This is a genomic window from Kribbella sp. ALI-6-A (genome assembly GCF_001984195.1).
Taxonomy (GTDB): Bacteria; Actinomycetota; Actinomycetes; order Propionibacteriales; family Kribbellaceae; genus Kribbella.
On the sequence record NZ_MTQN01000009.1, the window covers coordinates 154,020 to 173,283 of the forward strand.

At 70.2% G+C, this 19,264-nt stretch carries 18 protein-coding genes, 1 tRNA gene and 1 riboswitch; of the genes, 2 read left to right on the top strand and 17 right to left on the bottom strand.

Translation table 11 applies throughout. The features are described 5' to 3' along the window. Positions 1 to 5: 5 nt before the first annotated feature. Positions 6 to 3,029: an excinuclease ABC subunit UvrA gene (uvrA, locus tag BWI15_RS09700; RefSeq protein WP_077014009.1), complete on the bottom strand. Its 3,024-nt coding sequence runs from the start codon at positions 3,027 to 3,029 to the stop codon at positions 6 to 8. Positions 3,030 to 3,243: 214 nt separating this feature from the next. Here uvrA and BWI15_RS09705 point away from each other — a divergent pair, with 214 nt between their 5' ends. Next, positions 3,244 to 3,903, top strand: coding sequence for an MBL fold metallo-hydrolase (locus BWI15_RS09705; protein WP_077014010.1), 660 nt, complete (start codon positions 3,244 to 3,246; stop codon positions 3,901 to 3,903). A 61-nt stretch (positions 3,904 to 3,964) separates the two neighbouring features. Here BWI15_RS09705 and BWI15_RS09710 read toward each other — a convergent pair. The 16 genes from BWI15_RS09710 to BWI15_RS09785 form a co-directional block, all read right to left on the bottom strand. Then, positions 3,965 to 4,037: transfer RNA gene (locus BWI15_RS09710), tRNA-Pro, on the bottom strand. Positions 4,038 to 4,109: 72 nt separating this feature from the next. Further along, a complete protein-coding gene (der, locus tag BWI15_RS09715; protein ID WP_077014011.1) occupies positions 4,110 to 5,489 on the bottom strand; it encodes a ribosome biogenesis GTPase Der in 1,380 nt (459 codons plus the stop codon). Further along, a complete protein-coding gene (locus tag BWI15_RS09720; RefSeq protein ID WP_083750649.1) occupies positions 5,482 to 6,210 on the bottom strand; it encodes a lysophospholipid acyltransferase family protein in 729 nt (242 codons plus the stop codon). Before BWI15_RS09720 ends, der begins: the two co-directional genes overlap by 8 nt. 46 nt (positions 6,211 to 6,256) lie before the next feature. Beyond that, a complete protein-coding gene (gene cmk / locus BWI15_RS09725) occupies positions 6,257 to 6,943 on the bottom strand; it encodes a (d)CMP kinase (protein WP_077014012.1) in 687 nt (228 codons plus the stop codon). A 10-nt stretch (positions 6,944 to 6,953) separates the two neighbouring features. Beyond that, positions 6,954 to 8,051, bottom strand: a complete 1,098-nt coding sequence (locus tag BWI15_RS09730; RefSeq protein WP_237771207.1) for a prephenate dehydrogenase — start codon at positions 8,049 to 8,051, stop codon at positions 6,954 to 6,956. A gap of 8 nt (positions 8,052 to 8,059) precedes the next feature. Beyond that, a complete protein-coding gene (aroH, locus tag BWI15_RS09735; RefSeq protein WP_077014013.1) occupies positions 8,060 to 8,428 on the bottom strand; it encodes a chorismate mutase in 369 nt (122 codons plus the stop codon). Positions 8,429 to 8,612: 184 nt separating this feature from the next. Then, positions 8,613 to 9,506 carry a bifunctional 5,10-methylenetetrahydrofolate dehydrogenase/5,10-methenyltetrahydrofolate cyclohydrolase gene (locus BWI15_RS09740; RefSeq protein ID WP_077014014.1) on the bottom strand — a complete coding sequence of 298 codons (894 nt, stop codon included), beginning with the start codon at positions 9,504 to 9,506 and terminating at the stop codon, positions 8,613 to 8,615. A gap of 32 nt (positions 9,507 to 9,538) precedes the next feature. After that, positions 9,539 to 9,641, bottom strand: a riboswitch (ZMP/ZTP riboswitch). 124 nt (positions 9,642 to 9,765) lie between these two features. Further along, positions 9,766 to 12,342, bottom strand: a complete 2,577-nt coding sequence (locus tag BWI15_RS09745; protein WP_168197284.1) for an FtsX-like permease family protein — start codon at positions 12,340 to 12,342, stop codon at positions 9,766 to 9,768. Then, a complete protein-coding gene (locus BWI15_RS09750) occupies positions 12,339 to 13,133 on the bottom strand; it encodes an ABC transporter ATP-binding protein (protein ID WP_143465464.1) in 795 nt (264 codons plus the stop codon). Before BWI15_RS09750 ends, BWI15_RS09745 begins: the two co-directional genes overlap by 4 nt. Positions 13,134 to 13,280: 147 nt before the next feature. Beyond that, positions 13,281 to 13,928 carry a GNAT family N-acetyltransferase gene (locus tag BWI15_RS09755; RefSeq protein WP_077014015.1) on the bottom strand — a complete coding sequence of 216 codons (648 nt, stop codon included), beginning with the start codon at positions 13,926 to 13,928 and terminating at the stop codon, positions 13,281 to 13,283. A 61-nt stretch (positions 13,929 to 13,989) separates the two neighbouring features. Beyond that, the gene (locus tag BWI15_RS09760; RefSeq protein WP_077014016.1) at positions 13,990 to 14,589 is read right to left on the bottom strand and encodes an NUDIX hydrolase; all 600 of its coding nucleotides are present in this window, start codon (positions 14,587 to 14,589) and stop codon (positions 13,990 to 13,992) included. Beyond that, complete coding sequence (gene prcA, locus BWI15_RS09765) at positions 14,586 to 15,443, bottom strand: proteasome subunit alpha (protein WP_077014017.1); 858 nt, start codon at positions 15,441 to 15,443, stop codon at positions 14,586 to 14,588. The genes BWI15_RS09760 and prcA overlap by 4 nt, the downstream gene beginning before the upstream one ends. 29 nt (positions 15,444 to 15,472) lie before the next feature. After that, positions 15,473 to 16,312: a proteasome subunit beta gene (prcB, locus tag BWI15_RS09770; protein ID WP_077014018.1), complete on the bottom strand. Its 840-nt coding sequence runs from the start codon at positions 16,310 to 16,312 to the stop codon at positions 15,473 to 15,475. Between the two features lie 8 nt (positions 16,313 to 16,320). Next, positions 16,321 to 16,530: a ubiquitin-like protein Pup gene (locus BWI15_RS09775; protein ID WP_077014019.1), complete on the bottom strand. Its 210-nt coding sequence runs from the start codon at positions 16,528 to 16,530 to the stop codon at positions 16,321 to 16,323. 69 nt (positions 16,531 to 16,599) lie between these two features. After that, entirely contained in the window at positions 16,600 to 18,120 is a 1,521-nt protein-coding gene (gene dop, locus BWI15_RS09780; RefSeq protein WP_077014020.1) for a depupylase/deamidase Dop, read from the bottom strand. A 57-nt stretch (positions 18,121 to 18,177) separates the two neighbouring features. Then, positions 18,178 to 18,543 carry a MerR family transcriptional regulator gene (locus BWI15_RS09785; RefSeq protein ID WP_077014021.1) on the bottom strand — a complete coding sequence of 122 codons (366 nt, stop codon included), beginning with the start codon at positions 18,541 to 18,543 and terminating at the stop codon, positions 18,178 to 18,180. Between the two features lie 86 nt (positions 18,544 to 18,629). Between BWI15_RS09785 and BWI15_RS09790 the strand changes: the two genes are divergently transcribed. Next, a complete protein-coding gene (locus BWI15_RS09790) occupies positions 18,630 to 19,256 on the top strand; it encodes an SDR family NAD(P)-dependent oxidoreductase (protein ID WP_077014022.1) in 627 nt (208 codons plus the stop codon). The last annotated feature ends 8 nt before the right edge of the window (positions 19,257 to 19,264 follow it).

Sequence of the window (19,264 nt, forward strand, 5' to 3'; positions counted from 1 at the left end):
CTTCGTCAGCTCGCGGCGCGCTTGGCCGCCGTCTTCTTCGTGGCGGTCTTCTTCGCGGCCACGGTCTTCTTGACGGCCGTCTTCTTGGCCGCGACGGCCTTCTTCGCCGGCGCCTTCTTCGCGGCCGTCTTCTTGGCCGGGGTCACCACCGTGGGCGCTGCCTGCTTCGCGCTCGGCTTGGCCGCCCGCCCGTGCAGGATCTCGGCCAGGAACTGCCCGGTGTACGACGCGGGGTTGGCCGCGACCTCCTCCGGAGTGCCCTCGGCCACCAGCGTGCCGCCACGGCGCCCGCCTTCGGGCCCGAGGTCGACGATCCAGTCGGCGGTCTTGATCACGTCGAGGTTGTGCTCGATCACCAGCACCGAGTTGCCCTTGTCCACCAGCCCACCCAGTACGCCGAGCAGCTTGCGGATGTCCTCGAAGTGCAGACCGGTGGTCGGCTCGTCCAGCACGTAGACCGTCTTGCCGGTCGACCGCTTCTGCAGCTCGGAGGCGAGCTTGACCCGCTGCGCCTCACCGCCGGACAGCGTCGGCGCGGGCTGACCGAGCCGCACGTAGCCCAGGCCGACCTCGTTCAGCGTCTTGAGGTGCCGCGAGATCGCCGGGATCGCCTCGAAGAACTCAGCGGCCTCCTCGATCGGCATGTCCAGCACGTCCGCGACCGTCTTGCCCTTGTAGTGCACCTCGAGCGTCTCGCGGTTGTACCGCGCGCCGTGGCACACCTCACAGGGCACGTACACGTCGGGCAGGAAGTTCATCTCGATCTTCAGCGTGCCGTCACCGGAGCAGGCCTCGCACCGGCCGCCCTTGACGTTGAACGAGAACCGGCCCTGCTGGTACCCGCGGACCTTCGCCTCCGGCGTCTCCGCGAACAGCTTGCGGACGTGGTCCCAGACCCCGGTGTAGGTCGCCGGGTTGGACCGCGGCGTCCGGCCGATCGGCGACTGGTCGACGTGGATCACCTTGTCGACCTGGTCGAGGCCGGAGATCTTCGTGTGCCGGCCGGGCACCGCGCGGGCGCCGTAGATCTGCCGGGCCAGCGAGGTGTAGAGGATGTCGTTGACCAGCGTCGACTTGCCCGAGCCGGACACCCCGGTCACCGCCACGAACACCCCGAGCGGGATGGTCACGTCGATGTCCTGCAGGTTGTGCTCGCGCGCGCCGTACACGGTCAGTTCGCGGCCCTCGGTGAGCGGGCGGCGGATCGCCGGGATCGGGATCTCCTTGCGGCCCGACACGTACGCGCCGGTGATCGAGTCCGGGTGGTTGCGCAGGTCCTCGACGGTGCCGGACACGACCACCTGGCCGCCGTGCTCACCGGCGCCCGGGCCGATGTCGACCACCCAGTCGGCGTGGTCGATGGTGTCCTCGTCGTGCTCGACGACGATCAGCGTGTTACCCAGGTCCTTGAGCCGGACCAGCGTGTCGATCAGCCGCCGGTTGTCCCGCTGGTGCAGACCGATCGACGGCTCGTCCAGCACGTACAGCACGCCGACCAGCCCGGAGCCGATCTGCGTCGCCAGCCGGATCCGCTGCGCCTCGCCGCCGGACAGTGAGCCGGCGGGCCGGTTCAGCGCCAGGTAGTCCAGGCCGACGTCGAGCAGGAACCGCAGCCGCTCACCGATCTCCTTGGTGACCCGCTCGGCGATCTGCTTCTCGCGCGGCGTCAGGTCCAGGTCGACCAGGAAGCCGTGCACCTCGTCGATCGACATCGCGCTGATCTCGGCGATGTTCTTGCCGCCGAGCGTGACCGCCAGCGAGATCGGCTTCAGCCGCGCGCCGTTGCAGGTCAGGCACGGCACCTCGCGCATGTACTCCTCGAAGCGCTCCCGGCTGGTGTCGCTGGAGGCCTCGGCGTGCCGGCGCTCGACGTACGGGATGACGCCTTCGAACGTGGTGTAGTACGACCGCTCGCGGCCGTAGCGGTTCTTGTACGAGACGTGGACCTGGCGGTCGTGACCGCTCAGCAGCGCCTTCTGCGCCTTCGCCGGCAGCTCGCCGAACGGCGTCGTGGTCTTGATCTTCAGGTCCTTGGCCAGCGCGCTCAGCAGCCGCTCGAAGTACTGCGAGACGTTCGCGCCCGACCAGGGCTGGATCGCGCCCGCGTCCAGCGACTTCGACGGGTCCGGGACCAGCAGCTCCGGGTCGACCTCCATCCGGGTGCCCAGACCCGAGCAGGCCGGGCACGCGCCGTACGGCGAGTTGAAGGAGAACGAGCGCGGCTCCAGCTCGTCCAGCTGCAGGGGGTGGTCGTTCGGGCAGGCGAGCTTCTCGCTGAACCGGCGCTCGCGCTGCGGGTCCTTCTCGTCGAGGTCGACGAAGTCGAGCGTGACGATGCCGCCGGACAGGCCGAGCGCGGTCTCGACCGAGTCGGTCAGCCGCTGCTTGGCCGACGCCTTGACCGCCAGCCGGTCGACCACGACGTCGATCGTGTGCTTCTTCTGCTTGTCCAGCTTCGGGGGCTCGGTCAGCTGGATCGTCTCGCCGTCCACCCGGGCCCGGGAGAAGCCCTGGCCGGTGAGCTGGCGGAACAGGTCGAGATACTCCCCCTTGCGGCCGCGGATCACCGGCGCGAGCACCTGGAACCGGGTGCCTTCGTCGAGCTCCATCACCCGGTCGACGATCTGCTGCGGGGTCTGCTTGGCGATCGGCTCGCCGCACTCGGGACAGTGCGGCCGGCCGGCGCGGGCGAACAGCAGCCGCAGGTAGTCGTACACCTCGGTGATCGTGCCGACGGTGGAGCGCGGGTTGCGCGAGGTGGACTTCTGGTCGATCGAGACGGCCGGCGACAGGCCCTCGATGAAGTCGACGTCGGGCTTGTCCATCTGACCGAGGAACTGCCGGGCGTAGGCCGACAGCGATTCGACGTAGCGGCGCTGGCCCTCGGCGAAGATCGTGTCGAAGGCGAGGCTGGACTTACCGGACCCGGACAGGCCGGTGAAGACGATCATGGCGTCGCGCGGCAGGTCGAGCGAGACGTCCTTCAGGTTGTGCTCACGCGCTCCACGCACGATCAGACGGTCAGACACAAGCTCACTCTCAGCCGTTCGAAGGGTTCAGGGACATGCCCGATCTAGGCTAACCAGGCCCACCGACAAAAACTTCCACGCCGGATCCCGGGGGCTCCGCGTTCGAAAGTCTATTCGATCACCTCATGCTCTCCGAACGAGCGGTACCCGGATCAGGTCACGCCAGTCCCCGCGCTCGTACCGCCGGCCGGCCGATGGGTGCGAGGATCGTCACATGACGGATTACCACGGCAACGTCCGCGTCGGCGGCCCCGCGCAGACCCACGAACTCGCGCAGCTGATGATCACCAAGGTCGCGGTCGGCCCGATGGACAACAACGCCTATCTGCTGCGCTGCCGGCAGACCGACGAACAGCTCCTGATCGACGCGGCCAACGACGCGCACACCCTGCTGACCCTGATCGGCAGCGGCGGAATCAGCCGGGTCGTCACCACCCACCGCCACGGCGACCACTGGCAGGCGCTCGGTGAGGTCGTCGCCGCCACGGGCGCGACCACGCTCGCCGGCCGGTACGACGCGGAAGGCATCGAGGTCCCGACCGACGAGCTCGTCGACGACGGCGACACCATCTCCCTCGGCACCGTCGGCCTCCGCGTGATCCACCTGACCGGCCACACCCCCGGCTCGATCGCGCTCCTGTACGACGACCCGAAGGGCGCCCCGCACCTGTTCACCGGCGACTCGCTGTTCCCCGGCGGCGTCGGCAACACCCGCGGCGACGCGAAGAACTTCGAGTCGCTGATCAACGACGTCGAGTCCAAGCTCTTCGACCGGCTCCCCGACGAGACCTGGGTCTACCCCGGCCACGGCGCCGACACCGCGCTGGGCACCGAACGCCCCCACCTCCCGGAATGGCGGGCGCGCGGTTGGTGAGTCCTACCTGCTGAGCGAAACACGAAGGGCACCGGCGTGATGCCGGTGCCCTTTCGCACTGTCGGGCTGGCCAGACTTGAACTGGCGACCCCCGGTCCCCCAGACCGGTGCGCTACCAACTGCGCCACAGCCCGAACCGCTGCTCCCAGGAGGAGCGAGCGGGTAAACCTTACCCCATCAGCGGCAGTGCTTTCGCACCGGTGGGGTCAGCGTTTCGCCTTCTTCTGCCGGGCCCGGATCTGCACGTGCACCGGGCTGCCGACGAAGCCGAAGTCCTCGCGCAGCCGGCGTTCGATGAAGCGCTGGTAGGACGGCTCGATCTGCCCGGAGGTGAAGATCGCGAAGGTCGGCGGCATCGTCGAGGCCTGGGTGCCGAACAGGATCTTCGGCTGCTTGCCGGAGCGGACCGGATGCGGGTGCGCGGCAACCAACCGGCCGAGGAACGCGTTCAGCTGGCCGGTCGGGACGCGGGTCTGCCAGCCGTCCAGCGCCGCCTCGATGGCCGGCACCAGCTTCTCCATGTGCCGGCCGGTCAGCGCGCTGATGTTCACCCGCGGCGCCCAGCGCAGCTGGACCAGGTCGCGGTCGATCTCCTTCTCCAGGTAGTAGCGCCGGTCCTCGTCGACCATGTCCCACTTGTTGTAGGCGATCACGAGGGCCTTGCCGGCCTCCTCGACCGTGTTCATGATCCGCAGGTCCTGCTCGGTCATCGGCTCGGAGGCGTCGACCACCACCACGACGACCTCGGCGCGCTCGATCGCGCTGTTGGTCCGCAGGCTGGCGTAGTACTCGTGGCCCTGGACGTTCTTCACCTTGCGCCGGATACCGGCGGTGTCGATGAAGCGCCACTGCTTGCCGGCCAGCGTGATCAGCTCGTCCACCGGGTCGACCGTGGTGCCGGACACGTCGCTGACGACGACCCGGTCCTCCTTGGCGACCTTGTTCAGCAGCGAGGACTTGCCCACGTTCGGCTTGCCGACGATCGCGACCCGGCGCGGTCCCCCGCTCTCGGGATCGCGCTCCGGCGGCGCCTCCGGCAGGGCGGCCAGTACGGCGTCCAGCATGTCGCCGGTCCCCCGGCCGTGCATCGCCGAAATCGGGTGCGGCTCGCCGATGCCGAGGCTCCACAGGTTCATCGCCTCGGCCTCGACCCGCTGGTCGTCGACCTTGTTCGCGGCCAGCACGACCGGCTTGCCGGACTTGCGCAGCACCCGGACGACGGCCTCGTCGGCGTCGGTGATGCCGACGGTCGCGTCCACCACGAACAGCACCGCGTCGGCCGCGTTGATCGCGACCTCGGCCTGGGCGGCGACGAGCGCGGCCATGCCGACCGCGTCCGGGTCCCAGCCGCCGGTGTCGACCACCGTGAAGGACCGGCCGGCCCAGTCCGCGTCGTACGAGACGCGGTCCCGGGTGACGCCCGGGGTGTCCTCCACGACCGCCTCGCGGCGGCCGATGATCCGGTTCACCAGCGTCGACTTGCCGACGTTCGGGCGGCCTACGATCGCCAGAACGGGCACGGGGCCGGTGTCGTCGCCGCGCGACGGCTCGGCGTCGTACTCGTAGCCCGTGGGCAGGTCACTCATCACGATCCTTCTTCTCTGGCTTGCCCGGAAGCGGGTGGCCGGTGGCTGCGACGGCGGCCTGGACATGCGCCCGCAAGACGTCGCCGATCTGGTCGGCCACCGCCCGTACGTCGGTGTGCCTCCGAGGAAAGGGTACGCGGTCCACCGTGAAAGGTGTGCCGTACACGACGTCCACCCGGCTCCCCCACGGCGGGAACCGCTCCACGTCGCCGCCGGGCAGCCGGGTGCCGAGCAGGGCCACCGGCAGGATCGGCGCCCCGGTGACCATCGCCAGGTAGGCCACCCCGACCCTGACCTTGCGGAAGTCGCCGCGGCCGCGGGTGCCCTCGGGGTAGATGCTCATCACGTGGCCGTCGCGGAGCACCTTGATCGCCTTGCGGATCGCCAGTACGTCGTACGTCGAACGGTCGACCGGGATCTGCCCGGCCAGGTGCAGGATCTTGCCCTGCAGGCCGCCGAACGCCTCGATCTTGCCGAGCTGGTGCAGCATTCTCGGCGCCGTCGCGCCGAGCAGTGGTCCGTCGAGCAGGCCGAGGTGGTTCGGCGCCACCAGCACCGCACCGGTCCGCGGGAACCGGTCCTCGTGGTGGATCGTCAGGTCGTAACGCAAGCGGAAGTACGGCCGGACGACGTGCCGGATGACCCCGCCGAGCCGGTACGGCAGGGTCTGCAGGTCGTCCGTTCGGGGCAGCTCCTGGTGCCCGGTCAGTTCCGCGGTCATGGGGACTCCCGGCCTGGACTGAGGAGCGGAGGGAGCATCAGTACCCTCATGACTCCCGGTCGCGCGGCGCGGCCTCGGCCTCCTTCGCGAGCCGGCTGATCACGTCGATGACCTCCTCCAGGGACAGGTGGGTGGAGTCGATCGTCACCGCGCCGTCCGAGGCGACCTCGAACTGCGAGACGGTGGCGTCGTCGGCGTCGCGGCGCACGATCTGGTCACGCAGCTGCTCGGCGGTCAGCGCGCCCTCGGCCAGTTCGGCCTTGCGGCGGGCCATCCGGGCGTCCTGGTCGGCGGTCAGCAGCACCTTGAGCTCGGCGTCGGTGGCCACCACGGTCGCGATGTCGCGGCCCTCGACCACGATCCCGCCGCCTGGCTGGGCGTCGTCGATGATCTCCCGCTGCCGCCGGATCAGCTCCTTGCGGACGTCCAGGTTGGTGGCGATCTTCGACACGTGCTCGCTGATCCGCGGGTCCCGGATCGCCTCGGTGACGTCGGTACCGTCGGCGGTGAAGTGCGCCCGTTGCGGGTCGGTGCTGATCCCCAGCTCGACCGCGCGGGCGCGGTCCGCGACCGCGGCGGTGTCGGCAAGGTCGAGCCCGGCCTCCAGCGCCGACCAGGTCACCGCGCGGTACATCGCACCGGTGTCGAGGTACTTCAGGCCCAGTCTGGTGGCCACTCCGCGGGCCGTGCTCGATTTACCGGAACCGCTCGGGCCGTCGACAGCGATGATCATGGCCCGAAGGTTACCGGTGCACGGTCCAGCCACGCTCGGTCAGTACCTCGACCAACTGCTCGACCGAGGCCGGTTTGACCGCCAGCTCGACCTCACCGACCGGCCGGCCCGGGCTGTGGTCGATCCGCAGGTCCTCGACGTTGGCGCCGGACGCCGCGGCGTCGGCGAACAGCCGGGCCAGCTGGCCCGGACGGTCGGGGATCGTGACCAGGACGGGAACCAGCTCGATGTGCGGGGTGCCGTGCTTGCCCGGGACCCGGACCGCGCCGGAGACGCCGCGCCGCAGGACGGCGGTCACCTCGTCGTCGGGGTAGTTCCCATTCGGCTTCTCCTTGCTCAAGGCAATCAAAAGCCGATCGAGTTCGTCCCGGATCTGCTCCAGCAGGCCGCTCAGCGCGGGCGAGTTCGCCGCGACGATCTGGGTCCACAGCCCCGGGTCGCTCGCCGCGATCCGGGTGACGTCGCGGACGCCCTGGCCGGACAGCTCCAGGTGTTCGGCCGGTGCGTCGACCAGCGTCCCGGCCGCCAGCGACGACATCAGCTGCGGCAGGTGCGAGACGCGTGCGACTGCCAGGTCGTGGTCGGGCACGGACAGCTCGACCGTTCGCGCGCCACAGGCCTCCGCGAGCCGGCGTACGAGCTCGACCGCGGCTGGATCGCTCGTCTCGTGCGGGGTGATGGCCCAGGTCGCGCCCTCGAACAGGTCGGCGCGACCCGCGAGCGGGCCGTTGCGCTCGGAACCGGCCATCGGGTGGCTGCCGACGTACCGGGCGAGGTCCCCCGCTTCCGCCAGTGCCTTCGCGTCGGCCAGCGGCTTGCCCTTCACGCTGGCGGCGTCGGTCACGACGGCGTCGGTCTGCGCGAGCTGCTCGGCGATCACCGCGCCGACGTGGTCCGGCGGTACGGCGACGACGACCAGTTGCGGCTCGAGCTGGACCAGCCGCGCGCCGGCGCCGATCCGCTCGGCCATCAGCGCGTTGTCCGGGTCGCCGTCGACGAGCTCGACGACCACGCCGAGCCGGGTCAGCGCCAGCCCGATCGAGGTGCCGATCAGGCCGGTGCCGACGATCCGGACCGGGCCGCGCAGTTCGTTCATCGAGTCGCTCACGGTGTCTTTCACTGGGCGCCGGTCAGGTCCGGGCGCAGCGCGACCGCACCGTGCAGGTAGACGTGCTGGATCTTCTCCCGCGACCGTGGCGACTCGGTGTGCAGCATCATCCGGACCACGCGCGGCAACGCGTGCGGTACGGCGATCTCCTGCATGCACATCAGCGGTACGTCGGTGAGCCCGATCTGCCGGCCGGCCACCGCGGGAAACTCCGAGTGCAGGTCGGGCGTCACGGTGAACAGGATGCTGATCAGGTCCTCGGACCCGAGGTCGTTGGCCTCCAGCACCGCCCGGACCAGCTCGGCCGTCCGCTCGAGCAGGTGCTCCCGCTCGTCCACGTCCAGCTGGGTGGCACCCCGGATCGCCCGTACCGCCACTGTCCTGCCTCCTCGATCACCTGGTCCCGCGCCGCTGGTCGGCGCTGGACACTTGTCTCAACATTAGGTCAGACCGCGCTGGCGTCGCTCGCCCGTCTCGCCGCCGAACCCTCACCGAGCGGTTACGTCCGAAGAACAGAGCGCTATTGCCTCGGGTTCTTCGGACGTTCGGTGTTCGGTGTCGTCAGGGCTTGGCGGTCTGGGACTCCGCGGCGTCGACCGTCTGCTCCAGGAGGAGGGCGATCGTCATCGGGCCGACACCGCCGGGGACCGGGGTGAGCAGGCTCGCGACCTGCGCGGCCTCCTCGGCGTGCACGTCGCCGATGTTGCCCTCGTTGTATCCGGCGTCCACCACGACCGCGCCCGGCTTCAGCCACGCGCCGCGGACGAAGTTCGGCTTGCCGACCGCCGCCACCACGATGTCGGCCTGGCGGACCAGCTCGGGCAGGTCCTGGGTGCGGGAGTGGGTGTAGGTGACCGTGGCGTTCGATGCCAGCAGCAACATTCCGGCCGGCTTGCCGAGAATCGGGCTGCGGCCGATCACCACGGCGTGCGCGCCGGCCAGCGGGACGTCGTACGCCTCGAGCAGGCGCAGGATGCCGCCGGGGGTGCAGGAGCGGAAGCCGGGTTCGCCGAAGGCCATCGCGGCGAACGAGTGCATGGTGACGCCGTCGACGTCCTTGGCCGGCGCGATCGCCTCGAACGCCGCGCGTTCGTCGATCTGGTCCGGCACGGGGTGCTGCAGCAGGATGCCGTGCACGGTCGGGTCTTCGGACAGCCTGGTCAGCTCTGCGACAAGCTCTTCGGTCGTCGTGGTTGCCGGGAGCACCACACTGACCGAGGCGATGCCGGCCTTCTTGCTCCGGTTCTGCTTCATCCGGACGTACGTCGCGGAGGCGGGGTCGTCGCCGACCAGCACCGTGGCCAGGCACGGCTGGACGCCGGTCTCCTCGCGCAGTTTCGCGGCCCGCTCGGCGGCCTGGGCCACCATCGCCGCGGCGAGGTCGGTCCCGATCATCGGACGGGCGGTGTCCGCGAACCCGGCGGACGAGGTGGTGGTGGTTTCTGGCGTGGTCATGCGGCGCGCTCCTTCGGGCGTCGGCGAACAGATCGTCGTGCCCAGGCGCGCGGCTTCGGCCGGAACCGCGGTGCGGGACTCCGGCGGGCCGTTCCCCGGTGGTGACCCACCTGAACGCCAGTAGCGGCCCGCCGGTCAGTTTACCCGGCCTGTGTCAGCCCTCCGCGCGGTGCAGGATCACCTCGGCGACCTGCGGCGGGCCGGGCCCGCGGTCCAGCGGACCCGAACGGCGTCGACCGTGCCAGAGACGCAGTCCGAGTCATTCGCGCAGACCGATCGCGTCCACCGGCCGGTGACGGAGCACCCGGCGGGTCGGGAGCATGATCGAGAGCAGGCCCAGGACGACCACCCCACCCGCGGTGAGCGCGGTGGTGACCGGCGAGATCGTCGGCACCACGGTGGCCGCCTCGCTCAGCCCGACCGTGACGCCGATCATCGGCGGCAGGCACAGCAGCGCGCTGAGCACCAGCGCCAGCCCGATCACTACGGCCGACTCGAACAGCATCATCCGGCGCACCTGGCGCCGGCCGATGCCGACGAGCCGGAGGAGTGCGAACTCGCGCCGCCTGGCCGTCGTACTCATCACCAGGCTGTTGGCCACGTTGATCGCGACGTACCCGAAGAGCGCGGCGAGCAGGATGAGATTCGTCCAGCGGTTGAGGTCGAGACCCGCCTGCTGGGCCTCCGCCATCGTCGTACGGTCGGCGAGCACCACCCCCAGGTCGCCCGCGAACTGCTTCGTCAGCGTGGCGGCCAGCGCGCTCGCGTCGACCCCCGGCTCGGCCCGGACGAGCACCGAGTTGTCCAGAGGCGTGGACAGGTGGTCGAGCAACACGTCGCGCGGCAGCGTCACGTCACCGAAGCCCATGCCGTTGTGGTAGATCGCCACCACCACCGGTGTCAGCCGGGTGCCGTCACCGAGGAACAGCTCCACCTGACGTCCCAGGCCGGTCCTGCTCTGCTGCGCCGCGGACTCGCTCAGCGCGACGGTCCCCTGATCCTTCAACCCACCGAGGTCGCCTTCGCGGACATCGAGGTCGAGCGTGTCGGCCAGATCCTTCACGACCACACCTTGCGCCGCGAAGCCGAGAACGGACTGCGCCGAACTGTCGCCGAGGTCGGCGTACTTGATCGTCGCCGGTCCTCTGGTCACAGCCGTCGCGGTCCGTACGCCCGCCGTGTCGCGGATCCGGTCGGCCAGGTCGGCCGACAGCCCCGCGCCGGCGCTGGCCACCACCAGATCGGCGACGACCCCTTGGTCCGCCTGCCGGCCGGCCTCCTTCACCTGCGCGGCTCCGACCGAGACCTGCACGATCATGATCGTGATCGCCAGCACGAGCGGTACGACGGCGCTGGCGACGCGGCGCGAGTTCTGGGTGAGGTTGGCCGCGGCCAGGTAGCTAGAGGCACCGCCGGAACGCCGCAGGACCGGGCCGACGAACGTCAACGCCCCTTGGACGATCCGCGGGCCGAGCAGCGCCACGGCGATCACCAGGATCAGTGACGAACTCGCGGCCACAATCGTGCCGACCTCGCCGGCGACGAACACCGGTACCGCGCACATCACCAGGCCGCCGGCCAGCAGCAGGAGTCCGATCAGCGTCCGGACCGGACCGAGCTCCGGCGTCTCCACACTCGACTCCCCGAGTGCTTCCACCGGCCGGATCTTCACCGCGCGCCGAGCCGACATCCAGCCCGCCAGCGCGGCGGTCAGGACCGACAGCAAGACCGCGGCCAGGATCGGGACGGGCAGCAGCGAGAGTCCGAAGTCCGCCGGGATCACGCCGATCCGGACGAAGGCCGCGCGCAGCAACCACACCAGCCCGTAGCCGAGCATCGCGCCCGGCACCGACGCGGCGAGCGACACGATCAGGATCTCGGCACCGATCAGCCGGTGCACCTGCCGGGGCGTGGCGGCGACCGCACGCAGCAGAGCGAACTCGCGCCGCCGCTGCTGGATCGATAACCCCAGGGTGCCCGCCACCACGAACATCGCGACGATCGCCGCGATCCCACCGAACGAGCCCGCCACCGCCATCAACAGACCGGAGGCAGCCGACGAGTCCTGGAACTCCAACTTGCCCCTGTCGTCACCGGTTGCCGTGGTCACCGATTCGCCCAGCCGCTGCTCGATCGAGTCCGCCAGGTCGTTCTGGTCGACGCCGGGTGCCGCCAGCACGCCCACGGCGTACAGGTGACCGGGCCGGCCGGACAGTTGCCTGGCCACGTCGTCGGTGAACAACACGACCGGTTCGCGGAAGGAACCGTCCGGCGGATCGACGATCCCGCTCAGCCGGTACGTCGCCGGATGCGATCCGATCGCGATCCTGACCTGGTCGCCGAGCACGAAGCCGCCGGCTGCCGCGGCGTCCCGGTCGAGCGCGACGTCGGACCGGCCGGTGGGCAGCGCGCCCTCCCGCACGGACAACGGGCCGAGGGCAACCGAACTGCGACCGTGTCCGGACGGCGACCTGCCCTGCTCGCCCTGGACCAGGCCGCCGGACTTGCCGGCCAGCGTCAGGCGGAACGAGTAGTCCGGTACGGCCTGGGCCACACCGGGCACCGCCGCGATCTCGGCGAGCCGGTTCGCGTCCAGCGGTACGTGGTCGCCGAGGTCGGCGTCCGGCGACTCGGCGACGGCGAGCTTCTGGTTGCCGGCGACGACCACCGAGGCGCCGGCGTACCGCTCGGGGTTGATGCCGGCGAGCAAGCCGGACTGCAACAGGAACCCGCACGCGGACAGCAGCGCGGCACCGCAGAACAAGGCGATGAAGGCACCGGCGAAACCGGTCCAGCGCGCCTTGATCGTGCTCCAGGCGAACGAGAACACGGTCACCACTCCCCGAGGTGGGTCAGGTGCGCGGCGACGCTGTCAGCGGTCGGGTCGGTCAGCTCGCCGGCCAACCGGCCGTCGGCGAGGAACACGACGCGATCGGCCCAGGCCGCGGCGATCGGGTCGTGGGTCACCATCAGGATCGTCTGGCCGAACGAGTCGACCAGCGATCGCATCAGCCGCAGTACCTGCTTGCCCGTTCTCGAGTCGAGCGCGCCGGTCGGCTCGTCGGCGAACACCGCTTCCGGCCGGGTGATCAGCGCCCGCGCGATCGCGACCCGCTGCTGCTGACCGCCGGACAGCTCGCTGGGCCGGTGGGTGAGCCGATCGGCCAGGCCGACCTCCCGCACGACCTCGGCGAACCACGCCTCGTCCACCGGTACGCCGGAGAAGCGCTGCGGCAAGGTGATGTTGTCGCGGACGGACAGCGACGGGATCAGGTTGTAGGCCTGGAAGACGAAACCGATCCGGGTCCGGCGCTGCACGGTCAGCTGCTTCTCGTCGAGCCGGGTCAGCTCGGTGTCGCCCAGCCAGACCCGGCCCGAGGTCGGCTGGTCGAGCCCGGCCGCACAGTGCAGGAAAGTGCTCTTGCCCGACCCCGACGGCCCCATCACCGCGGTGAAACTCCCCCGCCGCAGACCGAGCGAGACGCCGTCGAGCGCCCGCACCTCGGTCGCTCCGGTTCGGTAGGTCTTCGTCACCGAGTCCAGCGTGACCGCGTACGCCGGGGCGTCCGCGACCAGGACGCCGCCGCCTCCGGTCTGCTTGTCGCGCCCGCTGCGTGCCTTGAACATGGTGCCAACCTTCCGAACCGTGCGAGACGTACCAGGACGCCTCTCACGCTAGAAAGATCGGGCCACGAACACAGTCCAGCCGGAACCCGGCTTCGGGGTACAGCCAGCTCCACCATCGGGCAGGCCCGCGGATCGCATCCGCGTGAATCAGCTCGGGCCGACGAACCAGTCCCGGCACTCGGCCAGTCCGGTGATCTCGACCTTCGGGTGCCCGGCGCGCAGCCAGTCCGCCCGGGTCAGGCGCAGGCGGTCCGAGACGACAGCCTTGCCGTGCAGGACGTCGCGCGAGATGCCGTCCGGCTGGTAGCCGAGCTTGCGCGACACCCCCTGCGAACCGGCGTTGTCCTGGAAGACCTCGGTGCGGGCTGCTTCGGCGTCCAGGCCGTCGAAGGCGAGCTGCAGGAGCGCAACGCGTGCTTCGGTGCCGTAGCCCTGCCGCTGATGCCGCAGGCCGAGCCACGACCAGGTCTTCACCTCACGCAGTACGGCGAACTCGCTGCCCATCAGACCGACCAGGCCCAGCGGTTCGCCGTCGCGGAAAACGCCGAGCTCCAGCTCCCAGTCGTTCTGGGTCCACGTCCCGAGGTGACGCCAGTGCTGCTGCATCACGTGCCGCGCGCGCTCCGCCGGGGGCAGATCGGTCCACGCGGTGAGGAAGGGCTGCTCGCCCGGCTCGTGCACTCCTTCGGCGGCGAGCTCGGCGAGGGCCGCGAGCTCGTCCTCGGTCGGCGGGCGCAGGACCAGCCGCTCGGTGGTCAGGCGGAGTTGCCGCAGAGGCCAGACGGTGGTCAACACGCTCGTCATCCTGCGGGGGCCGAGTCGCGGCCGCAAACGGTTTTGCGTCGCTCGCAGCGGGTCAGAGCAGGCCGGCGTGGTCGAGCGCCAGGTAGGCGGCGTCGGTGCCGGTCATCGCCCCGGGGGTCCGCAGCTCGCGGCGGAGCTCGTCGACGGTGAGCTCGATCGGCACGATGTCCTCGAAGTCGCGGGCGATCGCGACGTACTTGCGGTACGTCGAGGAGGCCGCCGACCACATCCACCCGACCACCTCGATCGAGCCGCAGGTGTAGCCGGTTTCCTCGGTCAGTTCGCGACGACCCGCCGCGGCCGGCTCCTCCCCGGGGTCGATGACGCCGCCGGGGAGATTCGTGACGATGCGATCGGGGCCCGCGCGGAACAGCCGGATGGCAACAACCCGGCCGTCGGGAGTCAGCGGCAGCACGGTGATTCCTCCGACGACACCGGAGGTCTGCCGGGGCCCGAAGACGTCCCACTCCGCCGGCCGCCCGGACGGCATCCGGTACTGCCGGACGTTCACGGTGAGGAAGCCGTCGTAGACGTTCTTCTCCCCCAGCAGCTCCCACGGTTCGGGATCACCGGGCCGTGCCAGCCCGGGCAAAGCGCCGTCCGCCGCCGGAGAACTCCCGGCGGCGGACGGCGTCTGGTCCTGCTGGGTCACAGCGGACGGTTGTCGGTCGGGTCCTCCGGCGGCGCGATGGGGGCATCGTCGTCCGCCGGGGCGACCGGGGCGTCGTCCGCGGTGCTCTCGTAGCCGCCGTCGACGGTCTCCGCGCCGTCGGCGTGTGCCGAGGGCTCGGAAGGTGCCGTGTCGGGTCGCGACTCGGACAGGATCCGGGCCAGTGTCTGCTCCGAGATCCGCTTGAACTTGCGGACCTGGGTGCGGGTCCGGTCCAGCACCGCGACCTCGATCTGGTCCGGCTCCAGCTGACGGACCTCGCTGGAGTCGTGCCCGAGCGCGTCCACCGCGAGCCGCAGCGCGCCGGCCAGCGAGATGCCCTCGGAGTAGTGCTCGCCCACGTAGTCGGCGACCTGCTCGGCCGGACCACCCATCACGGCGTAACCCCGGACGTCGGCGATCGAGCCGTCGTAGGTCAGCCGGTAGATCTGGTCGTCGGCCGAGGTCGCGCCGACCTCGGCGACCAGGATCTCCACCTCGAGCGGCTTCTCGCCGCCGGAGGAGAAGATCGCGCCGAGCGTCTGCGCGTACGCGTTGGCCAGTGCGCGGCCGGTGACGTCGCGGCGGTCGTAGGAGTACCCGCGCATGTCGGCCAGCCGGACGCCGGCGATCCGCAGGTTCTCGAACTCGTTGTACCGCCCGACGGCCGCGAAGGCCATCCGGTCGTAGATCTCGGCCACCTTGTGCAGCGCGGGCGACCGGTTCTCCGCGACGAACAGGATGCCGTCGGCGTACTGCAACGCGATCGCGCTGCGGCCCTTGGCGATGCCCTTGCGGGCGAAGTCGGCCCGGTCCCGCATCAGCTGCTCAGGTGAGACGTAGAACGGAGTGCTCATCGTGATCCTCTACTCGCTCGTCAGCCGGCTCAGGACAGCGGGGCGGCGGGGCCGTCGGGGCGCTGCAGCCGGGCGCCGACCACGGAGTCGACGATCTCGCCGACCTCCGCCTCGGGCATCCGCTGGTAACCGTCGGCCGTGACCACCCCGATCACCGGGAAGATCCGCCGGGCCATGTCCGGTCCACCGGTCGCGGAGTCGTCGTCGGCCGCGTCGTACAGCGCCTGGATGGTCGCCGTCACGCACTCGGTCGCCGACATGCCCTCGCGGTAGAGCTTCTTCAGCGAGCCGCGGGCGAACAGCGAGCCCGACCCGACGCTGTGGAAGGCCTGCTCCTCGTAGCGCCCACCGGTCGGGTCGTAGGAGAAGATCCGGCCGCCGGAGATGTCGTGGTCGTACCCGGCGAACAGCGGCACCACGGCCAGGCCCTGCATCGCCATCGCCAGATTGCCGCGGATCAGCGCGCTGAGCCGGTTGGCCTTGCCGTCCAGGCTGAGCGTGGTGCCCTCGAGCTTCTCGTAGTGCTCGAGCTCGACCTGGAACAGCCGGACCATCTCGATCGCCAGCCCGGCCGAGCCGGCGATCCCGACGCACGAGTACTCGTCGGCGGGAAACACCTTCTCGATGTCGCGCTGGGCGATGATGTTGCCCATCGTGGCGCGCCGGTCGCCGGCCATCACGACACCACCGTCGAAGGTGGCGGCGACGATCGTCGTACCGTGCGGGACGTCCTTGGACAGGTCACCTGTCCCCAGGGACCGTCGTCCGGGCAGCAGGTCGGGCGCGTGCCCGGCCAGGAAGTCCATGAACGACGAGCCACCTGGGGTCAGGAAGGCTTCCGGCAAGCGGCCGGAGGCATCGAATGTCATCTAGCGGTTCACTCCCCACCCTTTTGCACGAAGCCGCGGACGAACTCCTCCGCGTTCTCCTCGAGCACTTCGTCGATCTCGTCGAGAATCGAGTCGACGTCCTCGTCGAGCCGCTCCTTGCGCTCGGCGACGTCTTCCGACGCCTCGACCTGCTCGACCTCTTCCTCGGTGGTCGAACGCTTGGGCTGCTTGTGCTGCTGCCCGCCGTCCTTCGCCATGGCACACACCTCCTAGAACCGCACTGAAAGAGACGCCCAACCGGCCCTTTCGTTGCTTCTAGTGCGACCCTACCCGGCGGCGCCCCCAGTAATGGTGCGAACCAGGTCACTCGCGGTGTCGCACTGGTCGAGAAGTGCTCCGACATGGGCCTTGGTGCCGCGCAACGGGTCCAGCGTGGGAATCCGCTGCAGCGACTCGCGACCTGGCAGGTCGAAGATCACCGAGTCCCAGGAGGCGGCCGCGACCTGGCCGGCGTACTGCTGCATGCAGCGGCCGCGGAAGTAGGCGCGGGTGTCGGTCGGCGGGTGCGAGACGGCCATCCGGATCTCCTCGTCGGTGACGAGGCGCTGCATCCGGCCGGACTTCACCAGCTTGAAGTACAGGCCCTTGTCCGGGCGCAGGTCGGCGTACTGCAGGTCGACCAGGGCCAGCTTGGAGTCGTCCCAGGCCAGGCCGTCGCGGTCGCGGTAGGACTGCAGCAGCTTCAGCTTGGCGACCCAGTCGAGCTGGTCGGCCAGCCGCATCGGGTCGATCGCGAGCTGGTCGAGCACGTGCTCCCAGCGGTGCAGCACGTCCTTGGTCTGCCGGTCCGCGTCGTCGCCGTACTTGTCCTCGACGTACTTGCGGGCCTGCTCCAGGTATTCGGTCTGGAGCTGGACGGCGGTCAGCTTGCGGCCGTCCTTGAGCGTCATCAGGTGCGTGCAGGTCGGGTCGTGGCTGACCTCGTGCAGCGCGGTCACCGGACGGTCGACGCTCAGGTCGTCGGTCAGCCAGCCGTCCTCGATCATCGACAGCACCAGCGACGTGGTGCCGACCTTGAGGTACGTCGAGATCTCCGACAGGTTCGCGTCGCCGATGATCACGTGCAGCCGCCGGTACCGGTCGGGATTGGCGTGCGGCTCGTCGCGGGTGTTGATGATCGGCCGCTTCAGCGTGGTCTCCAGGCCGACCTCGACCTCGAAGTAGTCGGCCCGCTGGCTGATCTGGAAGCCGTGGCCGGCGCCGTCCTGGCCGATCCCGACCCGGCCCGCGCCGGTGACCACCTGGCGGCTGACGAAAAACGGCGTCAGGTGCCGCACGATCGACGCGAACGGCGTGGACCGGCGCATCAGGTAGTTCTCGTGCGACCCGTACGACGCGCCCTTGTTGTCGGTGTTGTTCTTGTACAGGTTGAGTGGGGGCGCACCCGGGATCTGACGGGCCTGCCGGGCACCCTCCATGATCACCAGCTCGCCGGCCTTGTCCCACACCACCACGTCGCGCGGGTTGGTGCACTCCGGCGCGGAGTACTCCGGGTGGGCGTGGTCGACGTACAGCCGGGCGCCGTTGGTGAGGATCACGTTGGCCAGCCCGGTCTCCTCGTCGGTGAGCTGGCTGGAGTCGGCCACCTCCCGGCTCAGGTCGAAGCCGCGCGCGTCCCGCAGCGGGTGCTCCTCGTCGAAGTCCCACCGCGTCTTGCGCGCCAGCGGCTGCGTCTGGGCATAGCCGTTCACCACCTGGCTCGAGGTCAGCATCGGGTTCGCCCCGGGCTGACCAGGCACCGAGATCCCGAACTCGGTCTCGGTCCCCATGATCCGCCGAACACTCATGCGAACGAGCCTACGCGGTCCCGCCGACGAAGGGCGTGCTCCGAGCCGGTGACGACGTCATCGAGGTCCGTGAACGGCCGCTTCCAGCAGGGTGTCCAGCACCTTCTGGGACGTGCTCAACCGGCTGATCTCGGCGGCGACGCGAGCTCGCTCGGCCTGCAGACCGTCGACCATGCCGGGGCAGCCGGACAGCACCGGCTGCTCGGGATCGCCGTGCACACACTGCAGCAGTCCGGCGATCGTCGCGGTCGGAAGGCCGGCGGCCAGCAGCTTGCGGATGTGACCGACGACGACCGGAGCCTGGTCGTCGTACTCGCGGTAACCGTTGGCGGTGCGGGCCGACGCGAGCAGGCCCTGCTGTTCGTAGTACCGGATCATCCTGCGGCTCACACCGGTCCGCGCCGCGAGCTCACCGATCAGCATTGCCACGCTCCTCCGTCTTGACCTTCACACCGATGTCACGGCCTACCGTCCCTGATGAACATGACAACACAGCCGAAGGAGCGGACATGCCGGGAGTCGTGGTGATCGGGGCGGGACCGGGGATCGGGCAGGCGGTGGCGCGCAGGTTCGCGCGGGAGGGACTGCCGGTCGCGCTGATCGCCCGGCAGCGGCCGGCGCCGGACCTGGGCAGCATCACGCTGGCCGCCGACAGCACCGACGAATCAGCACTGCGGACCGCGTTGGACAAGGTGGTGGCCGAGCTGGGGACGCCGGATGTGATGGTCTACAACGCGGCGAAGATCGCCGCGGACCGGATCGGCGACCTGTCCCTGCGCGAGCAACTGGACGCCTGGGCGGTCAACGTCGGCGGGGCGATCACCGCCGCCGCGCACCTGGCTCCTGCGATGACAGCGAACGGCGGAGGGTCGTTCCTGATCACCGGAGGAATGCCCGAGACCAAACCGGCGTACGTGAGTCTCTCGCTCGGCAAGGCGGGGGTCAGGGCGCTCGTCAGCCTGCTCGACCAGACGTACGGCGAAGAAGGCCTCCATGCCGCCACAGTGACGGTCTACGGCCCGGTCGCACCCGGTACGGCGTTCGACCCGGATGCCATCGCCGAGGAGTACTGGGCGCTGCACCGGCAGCCGCGGGACCAGTGGATCCACGAGGTGCACTACACCGGTGCCGTGTGAGACTTCGG